10 protein-coding genes are annotated in these 12,367 nt (G+C 73.5%); 6 read left to right on the top strand and 4 right to left on the bottom strand.

What is annotated here, in order from left to right:
• Window positions 1-195 precede the first annotated feature (195 nt).
• From ACUP6Y_RS23315 to ACUP6Y_RS23300, 4 genes are all read left to right on the top strand, one after another.
• Complete coding sequence (locus ACUP6Y_RS23315; protein ID WP_462553377.1) at window positions 196-546, top strand: YciI family protein; 351 nt, start codon at window positions 196-198, stop codon at window positions 544-546.
• Complete coding sequence (locus tag ACUP6Y_RS23310) at window positions 543-1,760, top strand: RNA polymerase sigma factor (RefSeq protein ID WP_462553376.1); 1,218 nt, start codon at window positions 543-545, stop codon at window positions 1,758-1,760. Before ACUP6Y_RS23315 ends, ACUP6Y_RS23310 begins: the two co-directional genes overlap by 4 nt.
• A 4-nt stretch (window positions 1,761-1,764) precedes the next feature.
• Window positions 1,765-3,741, top strand: coding sequence for a M3 family metallopeptidase (locus ACUP6Y_RS23305; protein ID WP_462553375.1), 1,977 nt, complete (start codon window positions 1,765-1,767; stop codon window positions 3,739-3,741).
• Window positions 3,742-3,874: 133 nt separating this feature from the next.
• A complete protein-coding gene (locus ACUP6Y_RS23300; RefSeq protein ID WP_462553373.1) occupies window positions 3,875-4,684 on the top strand; it encodes a PadR family transcriptional regulator in 810 nt (269 codons plus the stop codon).
• A gap of 84 nt (window positions 4,685-4,768) precedes the next feature.
• Here ACUP6Y_RS23300 and ACUP6Y_RS23295 read toward each other — a convergent pair whose 3' ends face one another.
• Both ACUP6Y_RS23295 and ACUP6Y_RS23290 read right to left on the bottom strand, forming a co-directional pair.
• Window positions 4,769-6,145 (bottom strand): aminotransferase class III-fold pyridoxal phosphate-dependent enzyme, encoded by a 1,377-nt coding sequence (locus tag ACUP6Y_RS23295; protein WP_462553372.1) that lies wholly within the window; start codon window positions 6,143-6,145, stop codon window positions 4,769-4,771.
• Between the two features lie 5 nt (window positions 6,146-6,150).
• On the bottom strand, window positions 6,151-7,638 hold the full coding sequence (locus tag ACUP6Y_RS23290; protein ID WP_462553371.1) for a CoA-acylating methylmalonate-semialdehyde dehydrogenase: 1,488 nt from the start codon (window positions 7,636-7,638) through the stop codon (window positions 6,151-6,153).
• Between the two features lie 88 nt (window positions 7,639-7,726).
• On the opposite strand from ACUP6Y_RS23290, the gene ACUP6Y_RS23285 reads away from it, so the two are divergent.
• Complete coding sequence (locus ACUP6Y_RS23285) at window positions 7,727-9,304, top strand: PucR family transcriptional regulator (RefSeq protein ID WP_462553369.1); 1,578 nt, start codon at window positions 7,727-7,729, stop codon at window positions 9,302-9,304.
• Here the strand turns inward: ACUP6Y_RS23285 and ACUP6Y_RS23280 are convergent.
• Both ACUP6Y_RS23280 and ACUP6Y_RS23275 read right to left on the bottom strand, forming a co-directional pair.
• Window positions 9,286-10,392 carry a hypothetical protein gene (locus ACUP6Y_RS23280; RefSeq protein WP_462553368.1) on the bottom strand — a complete coding sequence of 369 codons (1,107 nt, stop codon included), beginning with the start codon at window positions 10,390-10,392 and terminating at the stop codon, window positions 9,286-9,288. The two genes, ACUP6Y_RS23285 and ACUP6Y_RS23280, sit on opposite strands and share 19 nt — an antisense overlap.
• On the bottom strand, window positions 10,385-10,951 hold the full coding sequence (locus tag ACUP6Y_RS23275; protein ID WP_462553367.1) for a SigE family RNA polymerase sigma factor: 567 nt from the start codon (window positions 10,949-10,951) through the stop codon (window positions 10,385-10,387). The genes ACUP6Y_RS23280 and ACUP6Y_RS23275 overlap by 8 nt, the downstream gene beginning before the upstream one ends.
• A gap of 92 nt (window positions 10,952-11,043) precedes the next feature.
• Here ACUP6Y_RS23275 and ACUP6Y_RS23270 point away from each other — a divergent pair, with 92 nt between their 5' ends.
• Window positions 11,044-12,366, top strand: coding sequence for a hypothetical protein (locus tag ACUP6Y_RS23270; protein ID WP_462553366.1), 1,323 nt, complete (start codon window positions 11,044-11,046; stop codon window positions 12,364-12,366).
• Window position 12,367 lies beyond the last annotated feature (1 nt).

Genomic DNA, 12,367 nt, shown 5'->3' with positions numbered 1-12,367 from the left:
GCTACGGAGCGCTCGCCCCGGCGATGAATCGGCCCCACCCCCCACGGTCCACCTCACCGAGCGGCTCGCCTGAGCAGGGCCTGGTCCGCGAGGGGAAAGGTTGCGAGGCTGTCGTATCGAGAACGCCCCGTTCGTGGAGAGGCAAAGAGGCGGTCATCGCACCCGCGCCTCACCCCCCGAGATCAGGAGACTCCCATGACGCAGTACCTGCTGGCCGTCCACGGCAACGAGGAAGGCTACGCCGAGATCACCCCCGAGCAGATGCAGGAGATGTTCGCGGCCACCGACCGGTTCAACCAGCAGCTCCAGGCCGACGGCGTCTGGGTGTTCGCGGGCGGCCTCGAGACGGCCGCGTCCGCGTCGGTCGTCGACGGCACCGGCGACGCGCCGGTCGTCACCGACGGTCCCTACCTGGAGACCAAGGAGCACATCGGCGGCTTCTGGATCATCGACGTACCCGACCGCGACACCGCGATGAGGTACGCCGCCGCGGGCTCGAAGGCCTGCCAGGGCCAGGTCGAGGTCCGCCCCTTCCAGGCCGAATGAGCCAGGACGCCCGCGAGGCCGTCGAACGGATCTTCCGCGACGAGTACGGACGGCTGATCGCCTCCCTGGTCCGCCGCTTCGGCGACATCGACCTCGCCGAGGACGCGGCCGGGGAGGCGCTCGTCACCGCCCTCGAGAAGTGGCCGAGGGACGGCGTGCCGCCCAACCCCGGCGCGTGGCTCACCACGACCGCCGGCAACCGGGCCATCGACCGCCTGCGCCGTGAGAAGCTCCGCGACGGCAAGCACCAGGCCGCCGTCATGATCGAGGACGACACCCCCCACGAGCCGACCGGCGTCATCGAGGACGACCGGCTCCGGCTGATCTTCACCTGCTGCCACCCGGCGCTCGCGCCGGAGGCCAGGATCGCACTGACCCTGCGCCTGCTCGGCGGGCTCACGGTCGCCGAGATCGCCAGCGCCTTCCTGGTCCAGGAGACGACGATGGCGCAGCGGATCACCCGCGCGAAGGCCAAGATCAAGGGCGCGAACATCCCCTACCGGGTGCCCGAGGCCGAGGACCTGCCGGCGCGGGTCGGCGCGGTGCTCGCCGTCCTCCTGCTGATCTTCAACGAGGGCTATCTCTCCTCCGGCGACGGTGACCCGATCCGCGAGGAGCTCACCGGCGAGGCGATCCGGCTGGCCCGGATCCTCCACCAGCTGCTGCCCGCCGACCTCGAGGCCACCGGCCTGGTGGCGATGCTGCTGCTCACCGAGGCGCGTCGTACGGCGCGGGTGCGGGGCGGCGAGCTGGTCCCGCTCGAGGAGCAGGACCGGGGCGGCTGGGATCGCGCGCTCATCGCCGAGGGCCACGACCTGGTCCGCGTCTGCCTCGCCGCCAACCGTCCCGGCCGCTACCAGATCCTGGCCGCGGTCAACGCCGTCCACACCGACGCCCCGAGCGCCGCCGCGACCGACTGGACGCAGGTGGCCGCGCTCTACGACCAGCTGGCCCGGCTCGACCCGTCGCCGGTCGTCGCGCTCAACCGGGCCGTCGCCGTCGCCGAGCTCGACGGCCCCGAGGTCGCGCTCGCGATCGTCGAGCGGCTGCCCCTCGACGGCTACCACGCCTGGCACGCCACCCGCGCCGAGCTGCTGCGCCGGCTGGGACGCAGCGCCGAGTCCCGGGCGCAGTACGACGCCGCCCTGGCCGCGTGCGACAACCAGGCCGAGCGCGCCTTCCTACTCCGGAAGCGGGAGCAACTGGCAGGCTGACCGCATGACGCTCGACCCGCTCGCGCTGCCCACGTCCGTCGCCGACTGGCCCGACTGGTTCCGGGCCCGCACCGAGTCCGAGCTGGCCCGGGCGACAGAGCTGGTCGACGCGCTGCGTGCCGACCCCCCGGCGGACCCGGTCGCCACACTGCGCCAGTGGGACCGCGCCGCCGGCCACCTCGGCAACGCCGCCGCCGCGGGCTCGCTGTTCGGCAACGTGCATCCGTCCGACGAGGTCCGCGACCTCGCCGACGCCGCCGAGCAGGAGGCGCAGCGGATCGGCACCGCCTGGGGCCTGGACCGCGCGCTGTACGACGTCTTCGCGGCGATCGACGACAGCGCAGTGGCCCACGACCCGCTCGCCGCCCGGCTGCTGACCAAGGTGCGCGACGACTTCCGCCGCTCGGGCGTCGACAAGGACGAGGCCACCCGGGCCCGGATCGCGGAGGTGCGCGAGCGGATCACCGAGCTCGACCAGGAGTTCAGCCGGGTGATCCGCGACGACGTCCGCACGGTTCGGGTCACGCCCGAGCGGCTCGCCGGGATGCCCGACGACTGGCTGGCCGCCCACCCGGTCGACGCCGAGGGCATGGTCACCGTGACGACCGACTACCCCGACTCGGTGCCGGTGCGGATGTTCGCTCGCGACCAGGACGTGCGCCGCGAGGTCACCGTCGCGTTCCTCGACCGCGGCTGGCCCACCACCGAGCCGCTGCTGACCGAGCTGTTCACGTTGCGCCACGAGCTCGCCACGACGGTCGGGTACGCCGACTGGCCGTCGTACGACGCCGACGGGAAGATGATCGGCGAGGGGCCCGCCATCCCGGCGTTCATCGAGCGGATCGTCGAGGCCGCCGAGGAGCCGATGCGCCGCGACCTCGCCCAGCTGCTCGAGCGCTACCGCCGCGACTTCCCCGACGCGGCCGAGGTCCCCGGCTACGACTACAACCACTACGCCGAGCTGGTCCGCGCCGAGCAGTACGACGTCGACTCCCAGCGGGTGCGCACCTACCTCGACTTCGCCAAGGTGCGCGCCGGGCTGCTGGAGGTCACCGGGCGGCTGTTCGGGCTGCGCTACGAGCAGGTCGACGTACCCGTGTGGCACGAGGAGGTCACGGCGTACGACGTCTTCCGCACGGAGCCGGTGGTTGAAGTGCGAGGAGCGCCGGCGACGAGCCTCGAGACCCGGATCGGGAGGATCTACCTCGACCTGCACCCGCGCGAGGGCAAGTACAAGCATGCCGCGCAGTTCACCCTCGCGGCCGGCGTCGCGGGCGAGCAGCTGCCTGAGGGCGTCCTGGTCTGCAACTTCTCTCGCGGCCTGATGGAGCACGACCACGTCGTCACGCTCTTCCACGAGTTCGGTCACCTGCTGCACCACGTCCTCGCCGGCCACGGCGACTGGTACCGCTACGCCGGCGTCGCCACCGAGTGGGACTTCGTCGAGGCGCCGAGCCAGATGCTCGAGGAGTGGGCCTGGCACGCCGACGTGCTGCGCACCTTCGCCACCGACGCGGCCGGCGAGCCGATCCCCGCCGAGCTCGTCGCCGCGATGCGCGCCGCCGACGACTACGGCAAGGGCATCTACGCCCGCACCCAGATGTTCTACGCCGCGATGTCGTACTGGTTCCACGCCGACCGGGTCCACGGCGACGACGCCCCCGCCCTCACCGACCGGATGCTCCAGCTGCAGGCGCGGTACGCCGCCCTGCCGTACCTCCCCGGCACTCACATGTTCGCCAGCTTCGGCCACCTCGGCGGCTACAGCTCGGGCTACTACACCTACATGTGGTCGCTGGTGATCGCGAAGGACATGTTCAGCGCCTTCGACGGGTCGGACCTGTTCCGCCCCGAGGTCGCGCAGCGCTACCGGGACCGGGTGCTCGTCCCGGGCGGCTCGGGCGACGCCGCCGACCTGGTCGCGGACTTCCTCGACCGGCCGTCCTCCTTCGCGTCGTACGCCGCCTGGCTGGCTCGCTGAGGCTCGCCCGCTTGCGTCGCGACCTTCTATCGCGTACGGTTGCGATATATCGCGATACGAACACGACCTGTTCTCGCGATATCTCGAACCGATCGGGGCCCACCAGGCCCCCGCAACCGAAGGAGGTCCCGCCATGGGACACCACCACGAGAACTTCCGTCAGAACGACGACCGCGACCCCTGGGGTCGTTCCGAGCTCCGCGGCTCCCAGCGCCGCAACCGCGGCGGTGGCCCGGGGCCGTGGGGCGCCTGGGCCGGCTGGGAGTGGGGCGAGCCCGGCCGCGGCCGGGGCCGCCACGGTGGCCCGGGCGGCTTCGGCCCCGGCGGGCCGGGCCTGCCGCCGCCGTGGCTCGCCGGCCTGTTCGGCATGGGTCGCCCCGAGCCGGGCCGTGGGCCGCGGGTCCGCCGCGGCGACGTACGCTCGGCCATCCTCGACGTGCTCCGCGACGCCAACCAGCGCGAGGAGTCGCCGAACGGCTACCAGGTGATCCAGGCGATCACCGACCGCAGCGGTGGGGAGTGGAAGCCGAGCCCCGGCTCGGTGTACCCGACCGTCCAGCAGCTCCAGGACGAGGACCTCGTCGAGATCGACGAGGCCCGCGGCCGCCGGGCCATGCGGCTCACCGCCGCCGGCGCCGCCTGGTGCGAGGAGCACGCCGACGAGCTCGCCGCCGTCTGGGTGCCCTTCGACCGCACCCGCGAGAAGGCCCAGGCCGGCCCCGCCGACCAGGGTCACGCCGACCTCAAGGCCGAGATCGGCCAGGTCATGAGCGCGGTCTGGCAGATCGTCACCGCCGGCTCCGACGCCCAGCGCCGGTCCGCGGTCGACGTACTCGTCGAGGCCCGCCGCAGCCTCTACGGCATCCTCGCCGACGGCCCCGCTCGGACCGCCGACCCCGAGGACTTTGCCGACCCGATCGACCCGGCCGACAGTGACTCCTGACTGACGCCGACCCGGCTCAAACTGGCCCGGGGAATTGCGCCGACCCGGCGCGAAAGTGACACTTTCGCGCCGGGTCGGCGGCAGTCAGGAGCCCGCGCAGTACGAGTCGGCGACGTCGAGCGCCTGGTCGAGGATGTCGAGTCCCTCGAGCAGCTCCTCGCGGGAGGTGGTGCAGGGCGGGGCGACGTGGGTGCGGTTGAAGTGGACGAACGGCCACAGCCCGCGCTCCTTGCAGGCGGCGGTGAACCGGGCCATCGGCTCGGCGTCCGGGCCGGCGGCGTTGAACGGGACGAGCGGCTCGCGGGTGGCGCGGTCGCGGACCAGCTCGATCGCCCAGAACATCCCGAGCCCGCGGACCTCGCCCACCGAGGGATGGCGCGCCGCGATCTCCGCCAGCCGGGGAGCGATCACGTCCTGACCCATCGCCTTCACGTGGTCGAGCACCCCGTCGGACATGACGCGGATCGACGCGACGGCGGCCGCGCAGGCGAGCGGGTGGCCGGAGTAGGTGAGGCCGCCGGGGTAGGCGCGCTCGCGGAAGGTGTCGACGATCGACTCCGAGATGACGACGCCGCCCAGGGGCACGTAGCCGGAGTTGACGCCCTTCGCGAACGTGATCAGGTCCGGTACGACGCCCCAGTGGTCGATCGCGAACCACTCGCCGCAGCGCCCGAAGCCCGCCATCACCTCGTCGGCGATGAGCACGATGCCGTGCCGGTCGCACAGCTCGCGGACGCCGGCCAGGTAGCCCGCCGGCGGCACCAGGATGCCGTTGGTGCCGACCACGGTCTCGAGGATGATCGCCGCGATGGTGGCAGGCCCCTCGACCATGATCGTGTCGGCGAGGTGCTGCAGCGCGCGCTCGCCCTCCTCCGTCTCCGACGCGGAGTGGAAGGCCGAGCGGTAGGTGTAGGGCCCCCAGAAGTGCACCGACCCGGGGATCGACGGCTCGGAGGGCCAGCGCCGCGGGTCGCCGGTCAGCGCGATCGCGCCGGCGGTGGCGCCGTGGTAGCTGCGGTAGGTCGAGAGCACCTTGTGCTTGCCGGTGTGCAGGCGCGCCATCCGGATCGCGTTCTCGTTGGCCTCGGCGCCGCCGTTGGTGAAGAACACGTGGTCGAGCTCGCCGGGCGCACGCTCGGCGATCAGCCGGGCCGCCTCGCCGCGGACGTCGTTGGCGAACGCCGGCTGCACCATGCACAGCCGGGCGGCCTGCTCCTGGATCGCCGCCACCAGCGCGGGGTGCTGGTAGCCGAGGTTGAGGTTGACCAGCTGCGAGGAGAAGTCGAGGTACTTGCGCCCCTCGTAGTCCCAGAACCGGGAGCCCTCGCCGCCGGCGATCGGCAGCGGGCTGATCTTGTCCTGAGCGGACCAGGAGTGGAAGACGTGCGCGCGGTCGTCGGCGGTGACGCTTGCAGCGAGCGAGTCGGCCGGTGAGTTGGTGGCGGGGTCGAGCAGGGTCATCGGGCTCACCGGTTCCGCGGGAAGCCGAGGTCGACCGTCGAGGTCGCCGGGTCCGGCCAGCGGGAGGTGACGACCTTCGCGCGGGTGAAGAACGCCAGGCCCTCGGGGCCGTACATGTGGTGCGAGCCGAACAGCGAGCTCTTCCAGCCGCCGAACGAGTGGTGCGCGACCGGCACCGGGATCGGCACGTTGACGCCGACCATGCCGACCTCGATCTCGCGCTCGAACCGGCGGGCGGCGCCGCCGTCGCGGGTGAACAGTGCGACGCCGTTGGCGTACTCGTTGCGGTTGATCAGCGCGATCGCCTCCTCGAAGGTGTCGACCCGTACGACCGACAGCACCGGGCCGAAGATCTCGTCGCGGTAGACCGACATCTCCTCCGAGACGTTGTCGATCAGCGAGGGCCCGAGGAAGAAGCCGGACGCCGGGAGCTCGGACTGCCGGCCGTCGAGGACGACGGTGGCGCCGGCGGCGGACCCGGCGTCGACGTACCCGGCGACCCGGTCGCGGTGTGCCTCGGTGATCAGCGGGCCCATCCCGGTGCCGGCGACGGTGCCGTCGCCGATCACGATATCGTTGGCGCGGACGGTGATCTCCTTGATCAGCTGGTCGGCGACGTCGCCGACCGCGACCAGCACGGAGACCGCCATGCAGCGCTCGCCCGCGGATCCGTACGCCGCCGAGACGGCCGCGTCGGCGGCCATGCCGAGGTCGGCGTCGGGCAGGACGACCATGTGGTTCTTGGCGCCGCCGAGCGCCTGGACCCGCTTGCCGGCGCGGGTCCCCGACTCGTAGACGGACTTCGCGACCGGGGTGGAGCCGACGAAGCTGACCGCCGCGACGTCCTCGTGGTCGATCAGCGCCTGCACGGCGGTGGCGTCGCCCTGGACGACGGTGAACACGCCGTCGGGCAGGCCGGCCTGCTGCCACAGCTCGGCCAGCAGCAGTGACGCCGAGGGGTCGCGCTCACTGGGCTTGAGGATGAACGCGTTGCCGGCGGCGATCGCGGTGGCGCACATCCACAGCGGCACCATGGCCGGGAAGTTGAAGGGCGTGATGCCGACGACGACGCCGAGCGCCTCGCGCACGGTGCGTACGTCGATGCCGGTGCTGACCTCGGACGAGTAGCTGCCCTTGAGGTGCTCGGCGACCCCGACGGCGTAGTCGACGTTGTCGAGGCCGCGGGCGACCTCGCCGGCCGCGTCGTCGAGGACCTTGCCGTGCTCGGCGGTGATCGCGGCGGCCAGGTCGTCGGCGTGGGTGCGGACCAGCTCGCGGAAGGCGAACAGCACCTGGGTACGCCGCGCGAGGCTCGAGCGGCCCCACGCCGTCGCGGCGGCGGCCGCCGAGGCGACAGCCCGGTCGACCAGGACGGTGTCGGCGAGCTGGAGCTGGCCGGTGACCTCGCCGGTGGCGGGGTTGAAGACGGGCTGGGTGCGGGCGTCGGGGACGGACACAGCGGCGCCGTCGATCCAGTGGCTGATCGTGCTCATGGTCTGAACGTAGGCGTGGCGGCGAGCGCTGAGTAGCATCAATCTGTCGCGACATGTCGCGCGAACGTTACAGACTGGAAGGACGCGGATGCTGCCGACGCTGGCCGAGGTGCTGGCCCTGCCGGAGGTCCGGCGCGGCGACCCGGCGGTGCTGGCCGGGGCCGGAGGCCTGCAGCGCGCGATCCGCTGGGTCCACGTCGCCGAGCTGGCCGACATCGCCCCCCTGCTCCAGGGCGACGAGCTGCTGCTCAACACCGGCATCCTGCTGCCCTCGACCGAGCGCGGCCTGCGTCAGTACGTCGCCGGCCTCGCCGAGGTCGGTCTCGCGGGCCTGGCGATCGAGCTCGGCCGGCGCTACACCGACCGGCTGCCGGACGCCCTGGTCGAGGCCGCCGAGGAGCACGACCTGCCGCTGATCGCGTTCCGCCGCGAGACGTCGTTCGTGGCGCTCACCCAGGCCGTCCACCAGATCGTCGTGAACGCGCAGATGACCGAGCTGCAGGCCTCCGAGGAGGCGCACCGCGCGTTCACCCGGCTCACCCTCGGGCGGGCCCGGCCGCAGCAGGTCGTCGACCTGGTCGCCGAGATGGCCGACCGTCCGGTGGTCTTCGAGAACCTGGTCCATCACGTCATCGCCTACAGCACCGCCGGCCGCGACCACGACGCCGTCATCGGCGACTGGGAGCGCCGTTCGCGCAGCGCCCGGATGCTCGGCACCGATACCGCCGTCGACGTCGGACCTGAGCCCGGCCGGTTCGGCCGCCTGGTCCTGGTCACCGACGGGACCGAGGAGCTGACTTCTCGCCAGCGGATGCTCCTCGAGCGCGGCGCCACCGCGCTGGCGATGGGCCGGCTGATCGACCGCGACGCCCAGAACCTCGAGCTCCAGGCGCACCGCACCCTGCTCACCGAGCTCGCCGCCGGCGTCGACATCCCCCACCTCGCCGCCCGGCTCACCGCGCTCGGCCTGCGCTGGAAGGGCCGGCACGTCACCGGTCTCGTCGTCCGGCTGCCCGGACCGGGCGCCGCCGACGAGCTGCGCGGTGCGGCCGCGGACCTGCTCGACGAGCTGCGAGTACGTCGTACCAGCGGGCTGGTCGGCCCCGTCGACGACGAGCGCGTGGTGGCCCTGGTCGCCCACGCGCCCGGCGCCGCCGACCCGGTGGTCGACCGGCTCGTCGAGCGGCTGGCCCGCACCGGCGCCCGCCTGGTCGTCGGCGTCGGCTCGGCCGTCGACGACGTCGCCGGGGCCGGCGGCAGCGTCCGCGAGGCCATGGTCGTCGCCGACTCCGCCGCCCCCACCGACCCGCCGCGCGCCGTCCGCCTCTACGACCTGCGGCTGCGTGGGCTGCTCCACCTGCTGCGCCACGACCCCCGGCTGCAGCAGTACGTCGAGCGCGAGCTCGGCACCCTCCTCGCCCACGACGCGCGCACCGGAGAGCAGCTCACGACCACGCTGGCGGCGTACTGCCGCTCGGGGGGCAACAAGGTGCGCACCGCCGAGCTGTGCCACATCTCCCGCCCGGCGCTCTATGCCCGGCTGCAGCGGATCGGCCAGGTCGTCGACATCGACCTGGCCGACCCGGAGAACGTGCTGGCGCTCCACGTCGCGCTGCTCGCCCGCGACGTGATGGCCGAGCAGACGGGTCAGCCGAGCATCAGGTAGTCCGCGGGCAGCACCAGCGGGTCCTCCTCGTCGAGCCACGCGACCAGCGCGTCCTCGCACCGGCCCGTGACGTCACACCGGCGCAGGGTGCGGGTGCCGTCGACCTGCCCGACGACCTGGCCGCCGACGCTCCAGCTGTGCAGTCCGGTGATCCCCGGCAGGTCCACGGGCGTCCCGCCCGCGACCGGCTCGATCCGCGCCGCCGTCCCGGTGCTGTCGGAGCGCACCACGAGGACGTGCTTGCCGTCGGGTGCGAGCGTCACCGTGTCGATGCGGCGGCCGAGGTCGCGCAGCACCGCGCCGGTCGCGGCGTCGACGACGGTCCAGTGGCCGTCGTCGTCCATCGAGGTCGCCACGCCGCGGTGCACGGCGACCGGCGAGAAGGGCAGCTCCTGGTCGGCGCCGGTGCGCCAGTCGACCCGGTGGGCCGAGCGCAGGTCGGTGCCGACATAGGCGAGGTCGCCGTCCAGCTGGATCTCCTGGACGCCGGACCTGCCTCCCTCGGGGAGCTCGCCGGGCAGCTCGACCAGCCGCTTGCCGACCTCCCGGTCGCGCACGACGTCCCACACGTGGATCCAGCCCTCGTTGGCGAGCGGCTCCAGCCAGGCGACCCGAGCGTTGCCCGGATCTCCCGAGACGGACCACGCGTCGGCCGGGATCGAGAGCGGGGTGACGGTGCCGTCCGGGCGGACCAGCGCGAAGGCCTTGCCGTCGGCCTCGGCGAACTGCTGGGTGACCACGCCCGCCGAGGTCTGCGCGAGGTGGTGGGGACCCGGGTCGAGGACCGCCTCGCTCGCGCCGACCATCACCCGCGTGCCGACCGACCAGGACCCGAGCGCGGCGTACGCGTCGCCGGCCGGGTCCTGGGTGGCGACGTGGGAGCCGCGGGCGGGGCCGTCGTCGAGGCCGGCGACGACCGCGCCGCCGACGCCGACGGCCGCGACGGCGGCGACCGCGGCGGCGACGGTCCCGACTCGGCGGCGGGTACGCCGGGCGCGGCCCGCGGCGGCGATCGCGACGGTGTCGGGGTGGGGGAGCCGCAGGTCGGCGACGGTGTGGTGGAGCAGGTCGGTGAGGCGCTCAGCCATGGTGGCCTCCGGGAATCAGCGGGGTGGTCGGGGTGGTGTCGGAGAGGTCGACGCCGTCCCCGAGCAGGCGTCGCAGGCCGGCCAGCGCGTCGGAGGTCTGGCTCTTCACGGTGCCGGTGGTGACGCCGAGCAGCTCGGCGGTCTCCGCGACGGACAGGTCGTCGTAGTAGCGCAGCACCACGACCGCACGTTGCCGCGGCGGCAGCTGCGCAAGCACCGCCAGCAGGTCGATCCGGTCACCGGTGGGTCCGCGCGGGTCGTGGTCGGTGACCGGCTCCGGCAGCTTGGCGGTCGGACGCTCGCCGCGGAAGGACCGGCGGCGGAACCAGCTGGTCGCCGTCGTGACGAGCGCTCGCCGTGCGTACGCCCGGGCCGCGCCGACGTCGCGGATGCCCGACCAGTGGCTGTACGTCTTCGCCAGCGCGGTCTGGACCAGGTCCTCGGCCAGCGCATGGTCGCGGACCAGCAGCACCGCCGTGCGGTAGAGACTCGGCCAGGCGGCGTGGACCAGCTCGGCGAACTCCTCGTCCGTCGGCCCCCGAGATGCGCGCAGCGCCATGGGCTCATCCTCTCGTGTCGGTGTGGTGCTCGAAGAAGGACGCACGACGAGCCGGTCGGGTTGGGGCGGCGTGGATCTTTTACAGTTCAGGCGTGAGTCCGCGACGCACTCCCGCCCTGCTCGGCGCCGCCACCTGTCTGGCGTGGCTGGCCCTGACGACCGGGTACGGCGCCGCGGCGGCCACCTCGGGCGTCGACCTGGGCGGCGCGCCGCTGCCCGACAAGGCGAGCACCAGCCCCGAGACGCCGACCGTCCTCGCTCCGGGCCTGTGGCGGACGAGCCTGAAGCCGGCGTACCCGCAGTACTTCAGCTATCAGCGCCGGATCAACGGCAGCCGGGTCCACATCGGCGTCCTCGGCGCGCCGCAGGGGACGGGGAGCGACGGCGTCCGGCTGCTCGCCGGTGTCGCCACCGAGGGATCCAGCGACCTGACGAGCTGCGGCGACGAGAGCGACTCCGCGGAGAGCAGTGTCCCGCAGGCGGTCATCGGCGCGCGCCTGGTCGTCGGCGACGAGACCGGCAGCACCGGCGAGACCTGCCGCGCGGCGAGCACGGTGCAGATCCAGGTCAACCGCGGCTACGGCTCGCCGACCACCGACCTGCCGTACGTGATCAAGGTCGTCGAGGAGGCCCCATCGTCGGGAACCGGCGACGAGGAGGCCGACGACACTCCGTCGTACGACCGGCCGAAGGCGGGCGAGGCCGAGTCGCTGGAGGGCGCGGCGTCCTTCGACGAGGCGCCTGAGCTCGACGCCCGGGACGAGCCGGTGACGGTCAGCACGACGCTCGCCGAGGGCACCGAGCAGCTGTGGCGGGTGCCGCTCGGCTGGGGCGATCTGCCGGTCGTGCGGGTCGATGTCGCGGCCGCCGAGGACGAGGACGAGTTCGGCTACAGCGGCCCCACCGTGAGCCTGCGCCTGGTCGACTCGCTGCGGGGCCGGCTGGGGTACGCCGACAGCGGCGCCGGCGACTCCACGACCGGCTCCTACCTGACCGAGGCGGACGACCGGGACCCGACGGTGCTCGTCGCCGCGGGGGAGCCGGTGCGCCAGGCCGACGGCCGGCTGCCCGGCGACTACTGGGTCTCGCTCGCGGTGTCGCCGCTCCCCGAGGCCGCGGCCCGCACGGCGGTCGCCGTCCCGGTGACGCTCACGGTCGCGGTCAGCCACGACTCCGGCGCCGCGCCGACGTACGACGGTGTCGTGGTCTCGCAGGACAAGAAGACCAGCCTGGACGGCTACGCCCCTGATCGCCCCTTCCTGGTCGGCGAGGACACCTTCGCCGCGGTCGCCTCCGGCAGCCCGCTCGACGGCGCCGGCTGGTTCTCGACCCGGCACTGGGCCGGGCTCGGCCTGGCCGTCGCCAGCGTCGCGTGCCTCGGCGCCGGCGTGGTCCGGCTCCGCGCCCGCCGTTAGC

It is taken from the genome of Nocardioides sp. S5-5 (assembly GCF_054954065.1).
Note: the sequence above shows the minus strand (reverse complement) of the source record. Positions and strands in the feature narration are given on the sequence as shown.